General features: G+C 51.7%; 23 protein-coding genes. 16 read left to right on the top strand and 7 right to left on the bottom strand.

From position 1 onward, the window contains the following. Nucleotides 1–3: 3 nt before the first annotated feature. Both NZD86_RS15870 and NZD86_RS15865 read right to left on the bottom strand, forming a co-directional pair. Nucleotides 4–1,401: an FtsW/RodA/SpoVE family cell cycle protein gene (locus NZD86_RS15870; RefSeq protein WP_268043024.1), complete on the bottom strand. Its 1,398-nt coding sequence runs from the start codon at nucleotides 1,399–1,401 to the stop codon at nucleotides 4–6. A gap of 115 nt (nucleotides 1,402–1,516) precedes the next feature. Further along, nucleotides 1,517–1,834 (bottom strand): hypothetical protein, encoded by a 318-nt coding sequence (locus NZD86_RS15865; protein WP_268043023.1) that lies wholly within the window; start codon nucleotides 1,832–1,834, stop codon nucleotides 1,517–1,519. Between the two features lie 110 nt (nucleotides 1,835–1,944). Here NZD86_RS15865 and NZD86_RS15860 point away from each other — a divergent pair, with 110 nt between their 5' ends. The 3 genes from NZD86_RS15860 to NZD86_RS15850 are packed head-to-tail and all read left to right on the top strand — an operon-like array spanning nucleotide 1,945 to nucleotide 5,188. Continuing rightward, entirely contained in the window at nucleotides 1,945–2,754 is an 810-nt protein-coding gene (locus tag NZD86_RS15860; RefSeq protein WP_268043022.1) for a glycerophosphodiester phosphodiesterase family protein, read from the top strand. A 39-nt stretch (nucleotides 2,755–2,793) separates the two neighbouring features. After that, complete coding sequence (locus NZD86_RS15855; protein WP_268043021.1) at nucleotides 2,794–3,972, top strand: FtsW/RodA/SpoVE family cell cycle protein; 1,179 nt, start codon at nucleotides 2,794–2,796, stop codon at nucleotides 3,970–3,972. A gap of 40 nt (nucleotides 3,973–4,012) precedes the next feature. Next, nucleotides 4,013–5,188 (top strand): aminotransferase class I/II-fold pyridoxal phosphate-dependent enzyme, encoded by a 1,176-nt coding sequence (locus NZD86_RS15850; protein WP_268043020.1) that lies wholly within the window; start codon nucleotides 4,013–4,015, stop codon nucleotides 5,186–5,188. Between the two features lie 39 nt (nucleotides 5,189–5,227). Here the strand turns inward: NZD86_RS15850 and NZD86_RS15845 are convergent, their stop codons facing one another. Together NZD86_RS15845 and NZD86_RS15840 are read right to left on the bottom strand one after the other, a co-directional pair. After that, nucleotides 5,228–6,070 carry a hypothetical protein gene (locus tag NZD86_RS15845; protein WP_268043019.1) on the bottom strand — a complete coding sequence of 281 codons (843 nt, stop codon included), beginning with the start codon at nucleotides 6,068–6,070 and terminating at the stop codon, nucleotides 5,228–5,230. Between the two features lie 20 nt (nucleotides 6,071–6,090). Further along, nucleotides 6,091–6,726, bottom strand: coding sequence for a SpoIID/LytB domain-containing protein (locus tag NZD86_RS15840; RefSeq protein WP_268043018.1), 636 nt, complete (start codon nucleotides 6,724–6,726; stop codon nucleotides 6,091–6,093). A 147-nt stretch (nucleotides 6,727–6,873) separates the two neighbouring features. On the opposite strand from NZD86_RS15840, the gene NZD86_RS15835 reads away from it, so the two are divergent. The 5 genes from NZD86_RS15835 (at nucleotide 6,874) to NZD86_RS15815 (ending at nucleotide 11,116) form a co-directional block, all read left to right on the top strand. Beyond that, a complete protein-coding gene (locus NZD86_RS15835; protein ID WP_268043017.1) occupies nucleotides 6,874–7,335 on the top strand; it encodes a YwhD family protein in 462 nt (153 codons plus the stop codon). Nucleotides 7,336–7,367: 32 nt separating this feature from the next. Then, complete coding sequence (locus tag NZD86_RS15830; RefSeq protein ID WP_268043016.1) at nucleotides 7,368–8,828, top strand: aminotransferase class I/II-fold pyridoxal phosphate-dependent enzyme; 1,461 nt, start codon at nucleotides 7,368–7,370, stop codon at nucleotides 8,826–8,828. A 13-nt stretch (nucleotides 8,829–8,841) separates the two neighbouring features. Beyond that, nucleotides 8,842–9,312, top strand: a complete 471-nt coding sequence (bcp, locus tag NZD86_RS15825) for a thioredoxin-dependent thiol peroxidase (protein ID WP_268043015.1) — start codon at nucleotides 8,842–8,844, stop codon at nucleotides 9,310–9,312. A gap of 137 nt (nucleotides 9,313–9,449) precedes the next feature. Further along, nucleotides 9,450–9,803, top strand: a complete 354-nt coding sequence (locus tag NZD86_RS15820; protein ID WP_268043014.1) for a HesB/IscA family protein — start codon at nucleotides 9,450–9,452, stop codon at nucleotides 9,801–9,803. Nucleotides 9,804–9,868: 65 nt separating this feature from the next. Continuing rightward, nucleotides 9,869–11,116: an HD domain-containing protein gene (locus NZD86_RS15815; RefSeq protein ID WP_268043013.1), complete on the top strand. Its 1,248-nt coding sequence runs from the start codon at nucleotides 9,869–9,871 to the stop codon at nucleotides 11,114–11,116. Here the strand turns inward: NZD86_RS15815 and NZD86_RS15810 are convergent. After that, on the bottom strand, nucleotides 11,101–11,724 hold the full coding sequence (locus NZD86_RS15810; RefSeq protein WP_268043012.1) for a DedA family protein: 624 nt from the start codon (nucleotides 11,722–11,724) through the stop codon (nucleotides 11,101–11,103). The genes NZD86_RS15815 and NZD86_RS15810 overlap by 16 nt on opposite strands. A 257-nt stretch (nucleotides 11,725–11,981) precedes the next feature. Between NZD86_RS15810 and NZD86_RS15805 the strand changes: the two genes are divergently transcribed. Then, nucleotides 11,982–13,229, top strand: coding sequence for a glycosyltransferase family 2 protein (locus tag NZD86_RS15805; RefSeq protein ID WP_268043011.1), 1,248 nt, complete (start codon nucleotides 11,982–11,984; stop codon nucleotides 13,227–13,229). A gap of 829 nt (nucleotides 13,230–14,058) precedes the next feature. On the opposite strand, the gene NZD86_RS15800 is transcribed toward NZD86_RS15805, so the two are convergent. After that, the gene (locus tag NZD86_RS15800) at nucleotides 14,059–14,394 is read right to left on the bottom strand and encodes a YunC family protein (protein ID WP_268043010.1); all 336 of its coding nucleotides are present in this window, start codon (nucleotides 14,392–14,394) and stop codon (nucleotides 14,059–14,061) included. A 152-nt stretch (nucleotides 14,395–14,546) separates the two neighbouring features. On the opposite strand from NZD86_RS15800, the gene NZD86_RS15795 reads away from it, so the two are divergent. The 4 genes from NZD86_RS15795 to NZD86_RS15780 all read left to right on the top strand — a co-directional run bounded on the left by NZD86_RS15795 (nucleotide 14,547) and on the right by NZD86_RS15780 (nucleotide 17,124). Further along, a complete protein-coding gene (locus NZD86_RS15795; RefSeq protein WP_407655176.1) occupies nucleotides 14,547–15,635 on the top strand; it encodes a M42 family metallopeptidase in 1,089 nt (362 codons plus the stop codon). Between the two features lie 62 nt (nucleotides 15,636–15,697). After that, a complete protein-coding gene (locus NZD86_RS15790; protein WP_268043008.1) occupies nucleotides 15,698–16,186 on the top strand; it encodes a divergent PAP2 family protein in 489 nt (162 codons plus the stop codon). A 3-nt stretch (nucleotides 16,187–16,189) separates the two neighbouring features. Further along, complete coding sequence (locus NZD86_RS15785) at nucleotides 16,190–16,705, top strand: NUDIX domain-containing protein (protein WP_326492575.1); 516 nt, start codon at nucleotides 16,190–16,192, stop codon at nucleotides 16,703–16,705. Then, nucleotides 16,696–17,124, top strand: coding sequence for a DUF86 domain-containing protein (locus NZD86_RS15780; protein WP_268043007.1), 429 nt, complete (start codon nucleotides 16,696–16,698; stop codon nucleotides 17,122–17,124). Before NZD86_RS15785 ends, NZD86_RS15780 begins: the two co-directional genes overlap by 10 nt. On the opposite strand, the gene NZD86_RS15775 is transcribed toward NZD86_RS15780, so the two are convergent. Further along, entirely contained in the window at nucleotides 17,115–17,654 is a 540-nt protein-coding gene (locus tag NZD86_RS15775; RefSeq protein ID WP_268043006.1) for a 3D domain-containing protein, read from the bottom strand. The genes NZD86_RS15780 and NZD86_RS15775 overlap by 10 nt on opposite strands. A 278-nt stretch (nucleotides 17,655–17,932) precedes the next feature. On the opposite strand from NZD86_RS15775, the gene NZD86_RS15770 reads away from it, so the two are divergent. The 3 genes from NZD86_RS15770 to NZD86_RS15760 are packed head-to-tail and all read left to right on the top strand — an operon-like array spanning nucleotide 17,933 to nucleotide 20,826. After that, nucleotides 17,933–18,901 carry an ABC transporter ATP-binding protein gene (locus NZD86_RS15770; protein WP_268043005.1) on the top strand — a complete coding sequence of 323 codons (969 nt, stop codon included), beginning with the start codon at nucleotides 17,933–17,935 and terminating at the stop codon, nucleotides 18,899–18,901. Next, on the top strand, nucleotides 18,902–19,873 hold the full coding sequence (locus NZD86_RS15765; RefSeq protein ID WP_268043004.1) for an ABC transporter ATP-binding protein: 972 nt from the start codon (nucleotides 18,902–18,904) through the stop codon (nucleotides 19,871–19,873). Nucleotides 19,874–19,926: 53 nt separating this feature from the next. Beyond that, a complete protein-coding gene (locus tag NZD86_RS15760) occupies nucleotides 19,927–20,826 on the top strand; it encodes an ABC transporter permease (protein WP_268043003.1) in 900 nt (299 codons plus the stop codon). The last annotated feature ends 21 nt before the right edge of the window (nucleotides 20,827–20,847 follow it).

The raw sequence follows: 20,847 nt of genomic DNA, 5'->3' as shown, positions 1-20,847 counted from the left end.
CCTCTATCGATTGTTCCGGTAATCGTTGTTGCGAGCATTTTTGCGATTGTTGCCTGACACGGGTTTGTTTTGCTGTGCTTTCCACGTGAGTGAAATGTTCCGACGGTTGTCTGTCTTGCGGGTTTGTTCGCGCTTGCGCTCGTTTTGCCACGATCCGGCGCGGTGTCTCGTCAAACTGGCAACCTTAGCGGGACGTCCCGTGCCTGGAATGGATGCCGATCCGCCGACGGAACTACGTTCTGCGCGGAACTGTTCCACGGAAACCACATCCGCAAGGGAATCCACATCAGTAACTGTATCGCCTGTTTCCCGTGATATGCTCATGAGGATTCCCATGGAAAACAAATTGATGACGATGGCCGTTCCACCGTAGCTGATGAACGGCAAGGGAATCCCAGTCACGGGGATGAGCCACGTTACCGCGCCGAGGTTGATGGCCGCTTGGATGACGATGGTGCTTGTCAGGCCAATGGCCATAAGCGCACCGAACCGACTGGGTGCATATCGTGCAATTCGAAATCCGCGCCAGACGAGAACGGCGAAAATGGCCAGCAGGCCAGCATCGCCAAGCCATCCCCACTGTTCCGTAAACACTGCGAAGATGAAGTCTGTGTAAGATTCAGGGAGATAGCCCGTCGCCATGACGCTCAAGTCGAATCCTCGTCCTGTCAATCCGCCGTTGACGATACCGGTCAGCCCTTCGACCAACTGATAGCCGCCACCGGATCGCGATGCATTGCTGAACGGATGCATAAACGCGTCAAGGCGTCCCTTTCGGTATGACGCGAGGTGAGCCATGAGATACGCAGCCGGTAACATCACTACGAGAGTCAGTATGATAGGACGCAGGCGTATTCCCGAGGCAAAGAGGAGGACGAGAGCCGTCGCAAAGAACGCCATGGACGTACCCATATCGGGTTCGATGATGATGAGAATCGTCATCATCACGATGACCATCATGGCCGGTCTGAATGAGCGCCGCCAGTCATGTATGACGGTCATTTTTCTCGTCAACAGGAATGACAGGTAAATGACAATGACAACAACTGCCACTGCCGAAGGTTGTAGATGGATACTTGACGTTCCCAACCAGCGAGTTGCCCCAAGTGCCCTGTGTCCAACACCTGGCACGAGAACGACGAGTAATAGTAGTGTGGAGATCAAAAGTAGTTTTGGTGCGTGCTTGTACCAAATGTGATAGGGCATGTATGTTGTCAAGGCAAACAACAGGAGACCGAAAATGGCTGCTCCCAGTTGGCGAACGGCGTAATAGTCTGCCGCGCTTCCGCTGTGCAGTTGTATGACGGTACTTGCTGAGTACACAGTGACAATGCCGATTCCGGTGAGCATGAGGACCGCAATCATGAGAATGTAATCCGGCTGATGCCGTTCGGTCCGCATAAAAAAACACCACCCTTGCTTTTACAGACAGTCCTTTTTTATTTCGACATTTTGGCGTGATTCCCTCCCTTACGGCACACTGTCCAGAAAATGGAGAAGGCGGGCTGTGCCCGCCTTACCACCAATGCATACCGACTGCTGTGATGCCGAGAATGGCCGCTATGGGAATTGCGACGTGCCAGCCTCCACCTCCACCGGGCGGCGGTGTGGGCCCGCCGGGACCGACTGGCCCGCCGGGGCCAGGGCCCATTGGTCCAAAGCGGTACATCCCGTCTTCGGGGTACGAAGCCATTGCTTCTTCACGGCTCACAACACTACCGAGGATGATATGATGTTTGCTGAGATGAACGACGACGCCTTGAAATGTACCGAATGGCGTGTGACATTGAACGTGCTGACCTAGGTATTTGCGAACGTTACGATGCGTAACCATGGATATACGCCTCCTTTGACACTGCCTAGCTTATGGGGCACATATCCCGGAGGTAGCGGCGAATGCACAGACTGTCCAGTGTCGTTTATAATGGGAGGTCGTGAGTACAGATGCCTCATCATCCGTACACAGATTCCGATGATTTCTTATTGATGGCGCACCGTGGAGCATCCATGGCTGCCCCGGCAAATACGTGGCCTGCGTTTGACATGGCTATAAAAATGGGCGCCAATGTGATAGAGACGGATGTCCACTGGACGAAGGATGGTGTGTTGGTCGTCTGTCACGATGATGTCGTTGACAACGTCAGTAATGGTAGAGGTCAAATCGCGGCTATGACCTACCGGGAATTACAACGGTTGGACTTTGGTTATCGCTTTACCCCCGATGGCGGTCGTACATATCCGTTTCGAGGACGGGGCATCCGTATCCCAACATTTAATGAATTGTTAGGGCAGTTCCCCGGTATTAGAATAAATGTGGACTTGAAACCCAAGGAGCCGCGAGTTGGTTCCTTTCTCCGGATTATCGAAGAACACGGTGCATTCGACCGTGTGGTGCTCGCCTCATTCCACCATGCAACGTTGGTGGAGGCGAGATCGAGATGTAAGAGAGTTGCAACGAGTGCATCCACTTGGGAAGTCGTACAGTTCTTACTCCGACTTTCGGAACTTCGCACAGCCTTTACAAAGTGGGAAGTTCCCTACGTGGCATTACAGGTTCCGAATAAAGTGTGGGGACACACGCTGGTCAATCGAAATTTTGTCAAGCGCGCTCACGAATTGGGCGCAGACGTGCACGTGTGGACTGTGAATGACGCCAAGGTCATGAGTGCCTTGCTGGACGTTGGCGTGGATGGCATTATCACGGATTGTCCGGACGTTCTACAGCAAACGCTCAGCCATCACGGCCATGGATGATGAGCTTTAAAGTCAATCAAACGCGGAGGTTCAGCAATATTGGAAACGTTACGTCGCAACATTCGTGATTTAGATTTCACCGTGTTTGGTGTCTTGTTGTTATTGGCTGTCTACGCCTGTGTGGCAATCGATGCGGCCACTTACGGCCAGACCAACAGCAATATTCCCGGACATATCCTCACCAAGCAGATCATGTACGAAATCGTTGGCATCGTCGCCATGATTGTCGCAATGCTGTTTGATTATCGTGCTTTACGCAAATATCACTGGTGGATATACGGGTTCTCAATGGTTCTGCTCGTGGCCGTGTTTGGTTTCCATGCACATCAGGGAGCACACTCCTGGATCAACCTGAAGGTCATCCAGCTTCAACCGTCGGAATTGGCGAAAATCGCCATGATTCTAACTGTCGCAGCGTTCATGGCGACGCGCGACGAAGAAGAAATTCCAGATTATAGGTTTCGTAAGACTTGGCCCATCGTCTTCATGTTTCTCGTTCCATTCGCTCTCATCTATAAAGAGCCTGCTCTCGGTCAGTCCCTGGTCATGATTGCGATTGCCCTCACGATGTACACAGCATTTGCGAAACGAAGCCACTTTGCTGTGATCATGATTTTGGTCGGCGTGGTCGTAATTGGGTTTAGTGTGATTGCGACGATGTTTCCGGTGCAATCGACGGATTTTATCAACAACGTGTTGGTCAAGCACCATGTCCTTAAGTCGTATCAAGTGGATCGTATTCTCACTTGGCTCGATCCGTCGTACGACACAAATGGTGCAGGGTATAACGTCCACATGGCGCAAATCGCTATTGGCAGTGGGCAATTGTTTGGTGAAGGGCTGTTTAACGGGATCGAAACAAAAGGCGGTTGGGTTCCGAACCAGTGGACGGACTATATTTTTTCGGCCATCGGCGAAGAGTTCGGTTTTGTGGGCTCAGCTGTCCTCGTTCTCCTGTTTTTAATTCTCGTTTACCGCTTGGTCAAAATCGCTGGGAGCGCCAGCGACACATTTGGAACGTACATCGTCGTGGGCATTATCGGCATGATTTCGTTTCAAGTGTTCGAGAACATTGGCATGGACATGTACTTAAGCCCGTCGACGGGTATCACCCTCCCATTCATCAGCTACGGTGGAACGTCGTTGGTGATTGACTATGTAGCGATAGGAATTGTCTTGAGCATTGGCCTTCGTCGGCGTAAACTGCGATTCAACTAGTGTTTTTCGTTTGGCATGTTGGATCTGAGGAGAGACGAACGTGAAATTTCCAGTTGCAGACCGAATTTCCCGGTTGCCATCACAGTTTTTTGCATCGCTTACAAGACGAGTGGCAGAGGTTCAAGCTGAGGGTCACGACGTCATCAATCTTGGGCAGGGGAATCCTGATTTACCCACGCCACCGCACATTGTGGAGGCGCTTAGAAGTTCAGTCCTCAACCCGATGACGCACAAATATTCGCCGTTTCGTGGATTACCAGCTTTGAAACAAGCGGTGGCAGACTTTTATGGGCGCACGTATGGCGTTGCGTTGGATGCACAACGCGAAGTGGCTGTCCTTGTGGGTGGCAAGACGGGTCTTGTTGAGGTGGCAGAGCTTTATCTTGAGAAGGGTGACCTCGCGCTCGTTCCAGACCCGGGCTATCCAGATTACATGAGCGGGATCGCACTTGCCGGTGGAGAGCCGAGATTGATGCCGATCACGGCGGATAACAACTATCTCCCAGATCTGGACGACCTCACGGACGATGAGTGGGCGAGGTCGAAGATCTGGTACTTAAACTATCCGAATAACCCGACAGGAGCGGGTGCGACACCTGCATTCTTTGACTCCGTCATCGAACGGGCAACAGCCCACAATGTCCTGGTTGTGCACGACTTCGCGTACGGCGCCATTGGCTACGACGGCGTGATGCCTCCGTCGTTCTTGGCACGACCTGGAGCCAAAGAGGCGGGGATCGAGATTTACACACTCAGTAAGACGTACAACATGGCGGGCTGGCGTGTGGCATTTGCCGTGGGGAACGCGGAAGTCATCGAGCAATTAAACCTCATTCAAGATCACTACTATGTATCGATTTTCCCAGCAATTCAGGAGGCTGCCATTGCTGCTTTAGGGCCGGACCAATCGTCTGTGGGGACGTTGGTTGCGACATATGAGCGTCGCCGCAATGCATTTATAAGCGCTGCAGAAGATGGGGGACTTGACGTGCCGGCAACTGCGGGATCGTTCTTTTGCTGGCTTCCTATTCCCAAAGAGCTTAGTTCCATCGAGTTTGCGGAACGGCTTCTGGTCGAAGGACATGTAGCGGTTGCTCCAGGACGCGGTTTTGGCCCACACGGTGAAGGTTACGTTCGCCTGGGGTTACTGACGGAGGAGAGTCGTCTGCGAGAAGCAGCGAATCGGATCTCTACGTTCGTTCACAAGTTGAGGTAACCTAGGTACCTTCAAAAAGGAGGGCCAGACGCCCTCCTGTTAGGGACGTTCTGGCCCTTCACCGATCTGTGACTTCTGTCGGAATTTGTCCGCCAGCTCAATAAGCCAAATGTGATGATAAGGCTCCTGATACAGGACAGGCTCGATCCGTCTGTCTTGCGGCCCAATTTTATACATCCACACGGTTGCTTGCTGTGAGATGCCCTCATGCATTCTGATGCCGAGGTGAATCGAGTCACGGTACCCGTTCTTGTATACGATGACACCTAGCTGGCCGTGTAATTCAGCGATCATGGGACGGTATTTGGGATTGCGAATGACCGGCGCCTCGAACCATTCAGTGTGGCCCGTTGCATCCGTTTTATACCGTTTTTCCGTCTCGATCACGACGACTTCCGCACCGGACAGCGGTCGCTGGGTACGGCCATCGATGACGCGGACGCGCAGCTTGGACAACTTTGCTCTGCCGGTGTAGCCCCAGCTTTCAGGTCCCGCAGGCTGGGTGGATGGGGTTCCGCTCTGTGTGGAATTAGAGGGACTCGTCGACTTCGGCGTTGGCGCACCCGGTTGCACTTGATTCGGTGCAGGGGCCGGCTGGCTTGGTTTTACTGCACCGGGTGTTCCCGCACTGTTCGGGCGTTGCGGCCCAGGTTTCGGTTTCGGTACTGGCTTCGTGTAACCGTTTGTTCCGTTTGTTGTGGCTGCGGCCGGTGAATGATCCGTTGATTCGTCCGTGACAGCTGCTTGACCGAGCGTTGGTATCGCGCCGTATGACGGCTGGTTTGTCGATTTGACGTGTGGGTTCGTCGGAATGGATAGAACCAAGACGACGGCAGCGAAACCGCACAAAAGCACACTTTTCATTGATGGGATACGTCTCATTAGTCGTGTGACTCCTTGCGTTATTGTGTTTTTAAAAGCGCGCGATTAACGTAGTAGAATTGCAAAATCTGCAAGTACGTCTGGCCTCGAGTTGCCCAGTATTGGCTGCCCCATTGGGCCATTTTTTGGGCGTTTCGGTACTGCCAGTTGGGATCGTCTCGGTAACCGGCTCGGTAATTCAACTCGATAATTTCGCCGTTTGGTTTCGCGTAAGCTTGCCCTGCAATGGCATTAAATGCGGCGTTTGTTGTCGGTTGACCGGAAAGGTATCGAAAGTGCTGAAAGTTAGTGGTGTTGTCGACGTCAAAGGTAAATCCATCAATCGTCACTGGGTGCAGATGGTGGTACCATCCGAACATTTTGATGGCCATGGCACCTGCTTTCAGAGACTCTGGGTTCCACGAGGGAAACCACTCGTTTGGGAGAACGTCCCTGCAATACTCACCAAACGGAATTGCCTGTACATAATTGATACGTCCCCGTGGATCTGGCTCGCCGCTCGCGTTGTTTTCACGAATGGCGATGCGCATGACAGACGGTTCGCTTGTGTTGTAGATCGTTTGTGCCGCTGATGCCTTGGGCACGAACGATAGACTCGTTAACAGAGTGGCCCCAGAAATCGCGGCCAACGTGACTGCGGCTACGCGCTTAAACATGTTGCTTCCCTCACCCCACTGGGAAATTTGGTCTTACTTTACCCACTCTTTCTTGTCTCATTCATAAAGCCGACATGTTGTGTGACAGTACATATTTGGAACGCTAGAATAAAGCTAGAACGAAGGTGTAGAGAGAGGTGTATCGACTTGCAGAAGTTAAACCTAACAGGGACTTCGAAACATCAGACGGACGACCAAATGAAGGGTCTGTCTGCGGTGTTTTTAGATGGAGATGAAGTGTTTATCGATAACGGTGCGATTCACGCAAAGAGCCGATTAGAGGTCGGCGTTAAATTTGTCGACGACCAAAGCGCGGTTCCTGATGCCCGCCACATTCAAGGACTTTGGATCACGTTAAAGCGGCAAGAGAACGGTCTTGGTTATGCTGGGGCGATGCCGTTTGATTTATGGATTGACGACAGCACAAAGATGGGGTACAAAAAACTGTCGGAACAAGTCAATCAAATGGATAAAGCGGTACGAGGCCAGGTGGATGTGCAGGGCCTTCCCCGAGAAGTTGTCAATAAATTGGGGGCACACTTACAGAAAATACGGCCGGACTTGTGGGAAAACGCGTCCGATTCGTTTCGCCAGGCGTTTTCGTCGTAGGCTCGTAAACCGGGCAGGAGGAATTTGAGTCGTTGAATCAAAACGAGACACCGTTATTCGATACGCTGTTGAGCCATGCAGAGCGTAAGCCTATCCAGTTTCATATTCCAGGACATAAACACGGACGGGGCATGGAAAATCGCTTCCGTTCGTTTGTCGGCGACGCAGCACTTTCTCTGGATCTGATCAACATTGCGCCACTTGATGATCTGCACCACCCAACTGGTGCCATTAAACGAGCTCAGGAGTTGGCTGCGGAAGCATTTGGTGCGGATTACACATACTTTTCCGTCCAAGGGACCAGCACAGCGATTATCGCGATGGTCCTTGCGACCGTTGGTCCTGGAGATAAAATTCTCGTGCCGCGCAACGTACACAAATCGGTTCTCACGGCCATTATTTTGGCAGATGCGCGTCCAATTTTTCTCCATCCTGAAGTGGACAGTAAATTTGGTATCTCACACGGTCTGTCAGTTGAGTGCGTTGCGGAAGGACTGGCAGCTAACCCAGATGCACGGGCGTTGGTGGTGATCAATCCCACGTACTTTGGAATCTCGGCAGATTTATCGCGCATTGTGGATGTTGCACACAGCTACGGTGTGCCCGTACTCGTTGACGAAGCACACGGTGTTCATACGGGGTTTCATTCGTCACTGCCGCTGTCCGCCATGCAAGCTGGAGCTGACATGGCCGCGACCAGCGTCCACAAATTAGGCGGATCGATGACAGGATCCAGCGTGTTGAACGTGCGAGAAGGGATGATCGACCCCAGGCACGTGCAGGTGGTCATGAGTATGCTGACGACAACGTCCACGTCGTATCTTTTGCTAGCATCGCTGGACGTTGCTAGGAAGGAACTGGCGGAGAACGGACACGATCGGATCTCGTATGCCATTGACCTAGCACTGACCGCGCGGGCTCGAATTAACGCTATCCCGGGACTGACATGTCTCGATGAGTCTCGTCTGAACAGCAGTGCAGCCTTCGCGTTCGATCCGACGAAACTGACGGTTTCCGTCAAGGATCTCGGCGTCACGGGCTACGATGTGGAACGAATGCTTCGTGAGAATTACAATATAGAGGTTGAACTCAGCGACTTATACAATATTTTGTGCATCGTCTCGTGGGGAGACACCCAGGCTGACATCGATGCACTCGTGAGCGCATTGGTGCAAATTGCGGATGCCTATCGTGATCGCCAAGGGAAGCGGGAAGTGGTCGTCCGGGTGCCACCAATGCCAAGCTTAACGATGTCGCCCAGGTCCGCTTTCTACGCTCAAACGGAAGTGGTCGCACTCTCCGAGTCTGTGGGGCGGACCATGGCGGAGATGATCATGGTTTATCCACCGGGGATCCCCGTCCTGTTGCCGGGTGAGGTGGTTACACAGGAGAGTATCGATTATATCGAGGAGAATCTCCGTGCTGGACTGCCGGTTCAAGGCCCGGATGATCCGGAAATTCGCTATATCAAAGTCGTTCGAAACGAATCTTGAGGAGGACGAACAAATGGCGGAATTACAAGTGGGAGATATGGCTCCACGGTTTCAGTCAATCGATCAAGATGGACAATCGGTATCCTTGGATGCACTTGCTGGACAGATTGTCGTCTTGTACTTTTACCCGAAAGATGACACACCGGGATGTACAAAGGAAGCTTGTGCCTTTCGCGATATGAAGTCCGAGTTTGCCGATGCAGGTGCACACATTTACGGCGTGTCGAGAGACTCGGCAAAGTCTCACCTGAAGTTCCGTGAAAAGTACGGGCTGAACTTTCCCCTCATCGTTGATGAAGACAGCCAGATCTGTGAGGCATACGGCGTTCTCAAAGAAAAGAACATGTACGGTAAGACGAGTATTGGCATTGAGCGTACGACTTTCGTGATCGATCGCGACGGCAAAATCGCCGCCATTTTCCCGAAGGTTAAAGTGGATGGTCACGCCGATGAAGTGATTGCGCAGGTTCGCGAGCTACAATGAGTTGACGCATCGCCATATGCGAAAGCGTTCTGTTTTTCGTATACTATAAGTACGGTCTGACGTTCACAGTGTTCTCCGCATCATGGTATGTGCTGTGAACGCGCAAGACTAACCTCTAAGCGAACGGGGGATGCACGATGATTACAATCACCGACTCCGCAGCGGACAAGTTGCGTGAAATGATCAGTGAAAACGGTCCAGACGAAGAGGCTTTGCGTCTGTACACCCGTTTGGGCGGATGCACGGGATACAGTTATGGTATGGCACTGGATGCCGAAAAGCCAAACGATCACGTCTTTTCCCAAAAAGGTGTCAAAGTAATTGTCGATCCGGAAAGTCTCGAACTCATCGACGGATCGGAAGTCGATTTCATCGATGATCTAACGGGACAAGGCTTTAAAATTAACAATCCCAACGCGTCGTCCATGTGCGGTTGTGGATCCAGTTTTCGCACAGCAACGAAAGCTGGGGAACCGGGGTCATGCGACTAACTCGAAAAGCGGTGACAGCCTGTGGTGATAGGACCACAGGCTTTTTTTACAGGGAGTGATGTCTAGTGTTTGAGAAGGTACTGAAAGATCCTGTACATGATGAGATTTTGTTTGATCACTCGTTGATTTGGTCACTCGTCAACACATCCGCCGTCCAGCGTTTGCGGCGGATCCGACAGCTCGGAACGTCTTATATGACGTTTCACGGTGCTGAACACACCCGGTTTGCGCACTCACTTGGCGCTTACGAAACAATGCGTCGTGTGCTTCTGCACCTGGAACGGGAATGTGGATGGCCAAGTGATGAACGAGACACGCTATTGGCGTTATCCGCAGCATTATTACACGATGTGGGTCATGGCCCGTTCTCGCATACATTTGAGTCTGTGCTGGGCGTTCATCACGAGCGTTGGACAAAGCGGATTATCATGGAGGATCCGTCCCTTCGGTCAATACTTGATGAAGTCGATTCCAATTTCGCAAAGGACCTTGTCTCGATATTGAACAAGGATGGCAAGTTTCCTTGTATTGAGGCATTGGTTTCCAGCCAGTTAGATGTTGATCGGATGGATTACATGCTCCGCGACGCAATGGCAACTGGTGTGTCCTATGGTCAATTTGAACTGACACGTCTCGTTCGTTCCCTCACATATCAAGATGGCCACATATACGTGAAACGCATGAGTTTACATACGGTTGAACAGTACTTGCTGGCACGATACTTCATGTACGTGCAGGTTTATTTGCACCCAGTTACAGTGGGAAGCGATGTACTCGTGGAGAAAATCATTACCCGCGTACGCGACTTACTGGAACTCGGTCACGAGATTCAAGTGCCACCGGCACTCCTCAGTGTCTTGACGGGCGGCGACAGTTCCGTCGAGGCATATCTGCGCCTCGATGAGTCCGTACTTATTTATGCTTTTCACCTCTGGTCCGAGGACAAGGACGAAATACTCTCCGACTTGGCGACGAGGTTTCTCAATCGCAAGCTTTTCGCTCCTGTTGTGCGAGACAAGCCATCGGTGAGCGAATGGGCTTCCTTGCGCACGATTGCGAAAGCGATGGGATTTCATCCAGACTACTACGTCACTGAGAGAGTTTCACATATTCCAGGATACGAAGTACTTGGGCAGGGTATTACACTGGTTGACAATCGAGGAGAATTTACAGACTTGAGCCAAGTATCCAAACTCATTCGAACACTTGTCCCAAGTCATGAGCACCGGTTGTTTCTGCCGAAGGAAATGCTGGAAAGTGGTTCTGACCCCATGTCCACTCGGGTAAAGTCCATTATCTACGATCGGGACTGAGTCCCCTTTCGGCGACTAAACCAAAACCATAAGACAGCGATAACAAGAATGGCTGCACCGACATACGTCAACGGTTTTAGCTTTTCAGCGATCACAGCGTAATGAGCATGAAGCTGAAATCCAGCATAAACCATTGCGAAATTCCACGGCAGGGAGCCGAGCGCTGAGAAAATGATAAATCGCCAGATAGGCATCCGTGCGATACCCGCAGGAAGTGAAACGAATGTCCTTACGGCCGGAACCATGCGGCCGAAGAAGACGGTCACTTCACCATATTTCTGGAACCAATGCTCGGCCTTATCCATGTGACGAGGGCTGAGCAGGACGTATTTACCAAACCGCTGAATGAACGGTCGACCACCGTAAAGCCCGATCGCGTACGCGATCAATCCGCCCACAACATTTGCAATCGTCCCGATAATAACTACCGGCCAAAAACTTAAAGTATGTACATAGGCAAGGTAACCCGCAAACGGCATAACAACTTCAGATGGGATGGGAATGCACGTACTTTCGAGTGCCATCAGCAGGAAAATGGCTATATTCCCATGGTGCGATATGAGGACATTCAGGCCGGACAACATTTCATCCTCCATTTCGTTTTGCACATATTTGGAACACGACGTCTAACGGTCTGTCTACGTTTTAAATGTACCCCCATAAACCAGAGGCTCCAACCGATAGACTTTGGATATCGTAACCGATTTGTCTAGAAAAGTGAACGCCATCCAGAGTCAACGTCGTTCGACAGGACTTGTCGTTGACATGGGTATACTTTATCCCCAGAATGGTGTGGTGGTTCGAGGAACAAAATCGTCAGTCGAATGCGACGCATCAGACTGATAGGGAAAGTTGAGGGTTCTGCATGTCCCTACTTCACGGTATTTTGAATGTCGTGTACGTGATCATGCAAATTTTCACTGGGGCAATTGGCGTATATCAAATCGCCATGTCCGTTTTCGGCATTTGGCACCGCAAGGAAAAAATTATTCACGAACCACGCAAACGATTTGCGGTTGTCATTCCTGGTCACAACGAGGAACGGGTTGTTGGCCCCCTCCTCGACAGCCTCAAATCGCAAGATTATCCGGCTGAACTGTTTGATGTGCATCTCATCGCAGATAACTGTACGGATCACACGGCAGACGTCGGACGCAATCACGGTGCCATCGTGCATGAGCGAACGGACAAGGAGAAAAGGGGCAAGGGATTCGCTATCGAGTCGATTCTGGAGCGGTTTAAGGCTTCGCAAAAGCCATATGATGCCATCGTTATGTTCGACGCCGACAACCTTGTTGAACCTGCATTCCTCCGCATCATGAACGACAAACTGTGTCGAGGGCACAAGGTTATTCAAGGTTATCTGGGGGTCAAAAACCCATTCGACAGTTGGGTAAGTGTATCGATGGCCATCTCCTATTGGTTTAGTAACCGAATGTGGCAGAAAGCACGGCAGAATCTACAGTTATCCTGTTCCCTTGGCGGTACGGGTCTGTGCATTGATTATCAGCTGCTGCAAGAGATGGGCTGGGAAGCCACCGGCTTAACTGAAGACCTTGAATTTGGGGTTCGCTGTGTAGAACGCGGCGTCATTCCAATTTGGGCACATGATGCGAAGGTTTACGACGAAAAGCCAACGGAAATCTTGGCCTCTTGCCGGCAACGGCTGCGGTGGATGCAGGGCCACTTTCATTGTGCCAAGCATCACATGTTCCCCCTGTTGAGACAGGGACTCATGGAACGCAATTTGGTCAAGTTGGACGCCGGAATTTACCTATTCCAGCCAATGCGCTTTTTAATCCTTTTTCTCACATCCATCATGATGTTGCTCCAAGTCACAACACCGAAGCAGACTGTTGTCACCCACATCACACATCTATTGCCTACTGATTTTTGGGTCGGTGTCAATTTGTTCCTATACCTACAGATGCCGTTGGCTTTACTCTTAGAGCGAGTGAATTGGAGAGCCTATTTCGGGTTGGCCATCTTGCCGTTTTTCCTTTGGACATGGGGTCCAGTGACACTGCAGGCGTACTTTACAAAAGCGAACCGCAACTGGTCGCACACGGTCCACAAACGGGCAATTCGTTTGGAACACATGCGCAGCCGATAGTTCCAGTGAAACTTTGCATAAAAAGGGGCAGGACACAGGTTTCTGTGTGCTGCCCCCTTTTCGTTGGTGGGTGCGGGGTAGGCGCACGGGTTCGGTGGAGGTCTCACGCGGGCATGGTGCTGGCTGGCGGCTGGAGGCTGGAACGAGTGCGGGTACACGAGGGTTGCCCGAGCGTGTTATCTGCTCCCGGTGGGGACTTGAGTTACAGGGATTTTTCCTTGTATGCCCGTTTCACGGTCTGGGTAACGACCCACCCTCTTGGAATTCTCATGGCTCGTCGGATATCCAAAGCCTCAACCATGAAGACGTGTCGCATAGAGGAATATGGATCCTTTGTTGAGCGAATTCAATCACCTTCAAGTGACTAACGGAACCGGATGCCCTTAGCTCGCTATTTTCACGAATCCGAAGTCGTGACCGATGGAAACTAAGGTTTCCCCGTTCGTTAATCGCGTGTGCCAAGACGTAAAGTAGAGAACTAGGGAATACCACGGCCTTGTCGCACCGACCACCTTCATCGGCGAGGTGAGTCTTTATCGCATACCATTACAATCTGCTGGTTCCTTAGATGAACAACTGTCTAGTTTACATAGGACGCTGAATCCCCGTAGAAAGCCAGTCTTCTTCAGAACCGATCACCGATTCCCCCCATGTCGCAGCACGGCCTGCCCCACGAGAGCGCCGCCCGCCCCGCGGCCACCCACGCCCATGCCGCCCCGCGCTAGCCCCTGCGGCCGCCGCCTTCCCCGGGCCGCCTCCCAGCCCCGCACACCAGTGCTTCCACAGCGTGCCGTCGCCGGCCTTCCACGCCCGCCTCAGGCGAACGCCTTTACTCTGCGCCGCGAAGCGCCCGTCGTTCCGCTTCTCCTATGCGTTTCAACGCATCTGTCATGGACATGCCGACTGTGATGCCGATGGCTTCGGCCTCCTGGGTGCAGCTTTCGACGTTGCCCTGGATCAATTCCTCCATGGTCTTGACGCCGGTCGCACGCGCGGCGATGATGCCGCGGCTCGCGAGTTTGTCACGCAGCAATCCCACATCGAGTGCGCCACACATGACATAGCCGACACTGTTGCTGACCATTAGCAAGTTTGTCTTTGGCAGGGCAACGTGGGTTGTTGTGAAGGCATAACCATCTATCCAAATTGGCTCAATCTTAACCATTTCCAAAGCCCCCTCTAGAGTCGCTACGCTTCACAAGATATTCAGTTCAGGCTCGTCAGTTGAAGACGACTTTCGGGCTTGTCTGAATTGAAAATTCAGTTGTGGTACCATAGGGTTGCTCTGTGTTTTCAGAAGTTGCTGATTAGGGGGATATGAACGTGAAGTCGCGAATTGAAGTCATTCGTGAATTGTGTGATGCGAACGGCATTTCCGGTTACGAATCAAACGTTCGGAAAGTCTATGAGCAGCATTTGACACCCTTGTCCGAAAGCATTGTGCGGGACAATACGGGCGGAATTGTCGGTGTGAAGACCGGTGATGCAAAGGGTCCGCGCGTCCTGGTTACAGGCCACTTGGACGAAATCGGCTTTATGGTCACCAACATCACCAAGGAAGGATTTATCAAGTTTCAAACCATTGGCGGTTGGTGGTCACAAGTGATGCTCTCTCAGCGTGTTGTGGTTCAGACACGTAAAGGGGACGTCATCGGTGTAACAGGTTCTAAGCCACCGCACATCCTGCCAGCAAAAGAACGCAACGAAGTGGTCGAGATCAAGGATATGTTTATTGACATCGGCGCGTTCAGTCGAGAAGAAGCAGAAGAGATGGGTGTTAAGCCTGGTGACGCAATTGTGCCGTGGAGCCCATTTACGCAAATGACAAATTCGAAGCTGTTTGTTGCGAAAGCATTGGACAACCGCTTGGGTTGTGCTACGGCACTTGAGGTCCTTCGCGATCTGCAAGGTGAAAAACACCCGAACACCGTCTATGCTGGGGCAACGACACAAGAGGAAGTCGGGCTCCGTGGAGCACGGACGCTTGTGCACAAAGTCGATCCGGATGTTGCCATTGCCCTTGACGTCGGGATCGCGGGTGATACGCCAGGTGTAAGTGAAGATGAGCGGGGACATCTCGCTGACGTGGGGAAAGGCCCGCTGCTCATGATATTTGACGGATCGATGATTCCGAACAACCGCTTCCGGGATTTTGTCTTGGATACGGCAAGTGACGCAAAAATTCCGGTTCAAGTCGAAAGCCTGCAAGGCGGTGGCACCGATGCGGGAGCATTCCACCTGCACGGGATAGGCGTGCCGAGCGTTGCCATTGGCTATGCAACAAGGTATATTCACAGCCACAACGCCATTTTCCACCAGGACGATTTTGAAAATGGTGTACGTCTCGTGACGGAATTGGTTAAACGTCTCGACAGTACAGTGGTCAAGGATATTCAACAATGGTAAAGTGAACGGTGGATAAATGGGCGCCGCCAAGGCGCCCGCCCTATTGGGGAGGGCACGCATTCATGCCGGATTTTCCGCATTTTGTGCAAGGCCTGTGGAGCAATGCACCACTGATGGCCGCTCTTTGCGCAATTATTATCACACAAGCATTAAAAGTCCCTGTTCATTTTGTCCAGACACGCTCGTGGGACTTCCATAAGGTGATCGACGCTGGTGGCATGCCGAGTTCACACGCTGCCGGGGTTGTCGCACTTGCGACTGCACTCTGGTTTGTCGTTGGACCGCAATCGCCCGTCTTTGCGACGGCCGTCGTGTTTGCCGCCATCGTGCTTTACGATGCCGGTGGGATTCGCCGCCATGCGGGTGAGCATGCAGTTTTGTTGAACCGGATCGCGATGGAGTTTTCTCAACGCACCCTCACTGAGCCTGCTGCAGCGGAACAACTTGAAGGCGAACGTTTGAAAGAAATTCTCGGTCATGAGCCTGGAGAAATTGTTGTAGGTGGTCTACTCGGGTTGGTGATAGGGATTTTTTTCGGAAAGTGGTGGTGAACGATGCGGGACGCATCGGACACGGACATCTGGTCGCCTGCGCACGACCTCCACATGAACCAAAGCCGTCTGACTGAACTTCCACATTCTGTCCTCATTTTCCCTATTATGATTGGCGGTCTCGTCTGGGTACACCACCCCACACGCGGGTGGGAAGTGCCAGGCGGCAAGTTGGAGCATGGTGAGAGCCCGGAGGAAGCCGCACGAAGAGAGGCCTTCGAGGAGGCCGGACTCACACTCGGCAAGTTGAATTGGGTCGCTGAGTATCAGTTCGATACATCTCACCATCGACAGTCTGTTCGAAAATGGGTGTACCTGGCAGACGTTCTGGACATCGCTGCGCGACCTCAGGCGTCCGAAATTATGGACGTCTGTATTTTTCGTCCCGTCGTTGAGCCAATCGATGCCAGACATCGTCAGGATATCAGCCCAATCATGAAAGACACCATGTACGAAGACATCTGGCCCTTTGTAAAGGACGTTTTAGAGGCAGGGAGTGGAGTAAGCGCATGTTTGTAACGGAGGCGCAGAAAGAACAAATTCGAGCATGGCTCAAGGGGTTGGATGAGAGAGTTTCGTGGATGCTGACCCTGGCACAGAGGGAGGACCCTTGGGAGTTGGACTTAACGTGGCGCTTGGCCGCAGAACGCGCGCTTCATACGAGCGTTGAGTATACGACCGATATTGGGTCGCTTATCATTGATGCATTGGTTATGCGCGATCCCGGCGGATACGCCGACATTTTAAAAGTTCTCGTGGAGGAAAATGTCCTCGAAAATGACTGGTTCGTGTCATTCAGTGAAATTATGCCTCTTCGAGCACGTTTTATCCGTGATCACGCCAATGTACAGCCACACGAAGTACGGGAGGCTGTTGAACGTTTTGGGCCCATGTTTCCTGCATTTTCGTCAGCTATCGTACAGTATTTTCATCTGTAACTGACTTGGCTTTGGTCTCGTATTGCGCGAACAGACCAGTTTGTGCGATTGGGGATGAACACTTTCACTTGGCAGTCGCGTTTTACGCCAAACACCATGGCTTTTTGTCGACTGTCAACGAGCACGTCGATATGGTGCCCTCGGATTGCACCCCCAGTGTCTTCTGCCACTCTCCAACCGATACCGTCGATGTACAACAGGGACCCGTATGGAACAATTCGAGGGTCAACTGCAACCGTACGCCCAGTCTCCGCGAGTGTTCCGGTGGCGGTGATGCCGAACCCTGGGTCGCCTGGTGACTTTCCGGTAGAACGTTTATCTAGGTTGTAGGCAGTTAAGAGAAATGCACCTTTCTGTGTATTGTACTGACTTAAGTCGTAAGACTTACCAAAGGCGTATATAGCAGTGTTATCCAAATTCCTGTCTGATAGTGGTTTAGCCGTTACGACATTCCACGTGGCGGACCACAGGGTAACCCCAACGAGGCAAACGCGTGTGATTCGGTTCTGGAATTTTTGTCTATTGTCCATGTGGCTACATTGACCGATCAAGAAAATCTCTATACGTACCAATTTGAGGAAATGCAAAATGACATCGTCTTACAGTTCCAATAATCTCCGTTACGAAATTAAAGAAAACTTGTTATACTTCTACTTGACTTGAGTGACCCTTTTGCCGTTTTATTAAGCGTATGTAAAGTCATAGTTTCTTTTTGACCTTTCTAATATTTCCATAGACTAGAACCGGAGTGCTAGGCCGGGTGTTAGACTGGTCGATCAAGTGTTTTGTAGGGAAAGAGGGGAAAGCTGTGTCGAACGTACTCGAAGTGAAGGACTTGCAAATTCAATTTCAAATTGACGAGAAATACTACAAGGCAGTTCAAGGCGTGAACTTTCACATCGGAGCGGGTGAAACGCTGGGACTCGTTGGTGAGTCTGGATGTGGTAAGAGCGTAACTTCGATGTCCATTATGCGATTATTAAAAGATCCAACAAAAGTTACCGGTGAAATTGTGTACAATGACCGCGATCTATTAAAGCTCACGGAGCCACAGATGCGTCGCGTGCGCGGCAATGAGATCGGGATGATCTTTCAGGAGCCAATGACTTCGCTCAATCCAGTTCACAAAATTGGGCGGCAGATTGGTGAAACATTGATTCTTCACCGCGGCATGACCCCGCGTCAGGCTCAGCGGGAAGCTATCGAGATGCTGAAGAAGGTCGGAATTCCCCGTCCCGAGCAAATTGTTGACGAGTATCCGCACCAACTGTCCGGAGGCATGCGTCAGCGCGTGATGATTGCCATCGCTATGGCATGTAATCCTACGCTCTTGATCGCAGACGAGCCGACGACGGCACTGGACGTTACGATTCAAGCTCAGATTCTTGAGTTGATGAAGAAACTGGCTAAGGAAAATGGGACTTCTATTTTATTGATCACACACGATCTCGGCGTCGTCGCAGAAATGTGCGATAGAGTTGCCGTCATGTATGCTGGCCGCGTTGTCGAAGAGGGGCCAGTTCGGAAAATCTTCCACAATCCGCAACATCCATATACACGTGGACTGCTCAATTCCATTCCAAAGATGACAGGCGAGAGAAAACGTCTGGAGCCTATCGAAGGCAATGTACCGTCCCTTCGAAATATGCCGGAAGGCTGCCGCTTTGCACCTCGTTGTCCATTTGCCATGGACAAGTGTGTCACGCACAACCCCGACTTGTTCGAAGTCGAAGACGGTCATAGATCACGTTGTTTCCTACAAGAGGGGGGTCGCTAAATGGCGCAGACTACACCACTTTTGCAAGTAGAAGGCCTGAAGAAATATTTTCCCATTAAGCGCGGTCTGTTCCGTAAAACTGTCGGCAATGTTCGCGCTGTTGACGGCGTCGACTTTTCGCTGCAACAGGGTGAAACCCTCGGCGTTGTAGGGGAGTCCGGATGTGGTAAGTCGACGATGGGCCGAAGTGTTCTGCGGTTGATTGAACCGTCTGCTGGGAAAGTCCTTTTTGAAGGCAAAGAAATTACAAAATTAACGAAATCCCAAATGCGCGCCATGCGCCGCGAAATGCAACTTGTATTCCAAGATCCATATGCGTCACTCAACCCGCGCTACACCATCGCGCAGACGTTGATGGAACCAATGCAAATTCACAACATCGGTACGAAGAGCAGTCAAATGGAACGTGTGCGTTCCCTGTTGGATCGTGTCGGACTCGATCCAGAGTACGCAAACCGCTATCCATACGAATTTTCCGGTGGTCAACGGCAACGTATCGGGATCGCGCGTGCCTTGACCGTAAATCCGAAGCTCATTATTCTTGATGAACCTGTCGCAGCACTTGACGTGTCGGTACAGAGCCAGGTTCTAAATCTCCTTGAAGATCTGCAGTCAGACTTCAATTTGACTTACATTTTTGTCGCTCACGATTTGAGTGTGGTTCGCCATATTAGCGATCGCATTCTCGTGATGTACCTCGGACACATGGCGGAATCGGCTGAAAGTGACGATCTCTTCAACGAACCGCTTCATCCATATACGCAAGCGTTGCTGTCTGCCGTCCCCGTTCCTGACCCGGACGTAAAGCGCGATCGGATCATCCTCCAAGGTGACCTGCCGAGCCCGGCAAACCCGCCAAGCGGATGCCCGTTCCACACACGTTGCCCAATGGCGATGGACATTTGTAAACGGGAAAAGCCCACGTGGAAGGAAGTTCGACCGAAACACCAGGTCGCGTGCCATTTATATTAAGAAACTGCACGGGTACCCTAAAACAGGGTGTCTTGGGATGAGGAGGTAATGACATGTCAGTAACTGCTGGTGCAGCGACAATTGCACCAAAGGAACCGAAGAAGAAGAGCAAGTTTCGCAAGTCATTAAAACAGTATCCACTGGTCTATATTGGTGCCGTGATCGTGCTCGTTATGGTCATTGTTTCACTGCTCGCGCCCTGGATTGCACCACACGATCCGATTCAAGTCTATCCAGATGCGTTGAATGATCAGGGGATTCCCGTAGGACCTTCGTCCAAATTTTGGCTCGGGGCGGATGGCAACGGACGTGACGTTCTATCCCGCGTAATTTGGGGCGGCCGTGTGTCACTGCTCATCGGTTTGGTGTCTATGGCGATTAACTTGTTTGTCGGTGTCGTCCTGGGCCTTATCGCCGGAGCTTTTGGCGGTTGGGTCGATGCGCTCATCATGCGTATCACCGACATGATTTTGGCATTCCCGTTCTTGCTGTTCGCACTGGCCCTGGTGGCTGTACTCGGTTCCAGTCTGTGGAACATCCTATTTGCCATCGGTGTTCTTGGCTGGGGCGTGATGGCGCGTGTCGTGCGCGGACAAGTGTTGCAGGTCCGGGAGCTTGAGTACGTGCAAGCAGCGCGCGCACTTGGGGCGTCCGAATGGCGCATCATGTTCCGCATTATTCTGCCAAACGTTTTCGGTCCCGTCATCGTTCTTTCTACACTTAACGTGGGGTCTAACATCTTGGTCGCTGCGGGGTTAAGTTACCTGGGTGTCGGTGTACAACCGCCAACACCTGATTGGGGCGATATGATTCAAGCTGGTTTGACGACGTACACATACGCACCGTATGAAATGTACAGCGCTGGTGTCGCACTCGTTATCGCCGTGATTGGTTTTAACCTTCTTGGTGATGGACTGCGCGACATTCTAGACCCACAGTCTGCAACTCGTTAACAGTAGAAAGGAGGACTTATC

This window comes from Alicyclobacillus dauci, assembly GCF_026651605.1.
Lineage (GTDB): Bacteria > Bacillota > Bacilli > Alicyclobacillales > Alicyclobacillaceae > Alicyclobacillus > Alicyclobacillus dauci.
The sequence above is the reverse complement of the archived record's forward strand: the minus strand, read 5'-3'. Positions and strand labels throughout refer to the sequence as shown.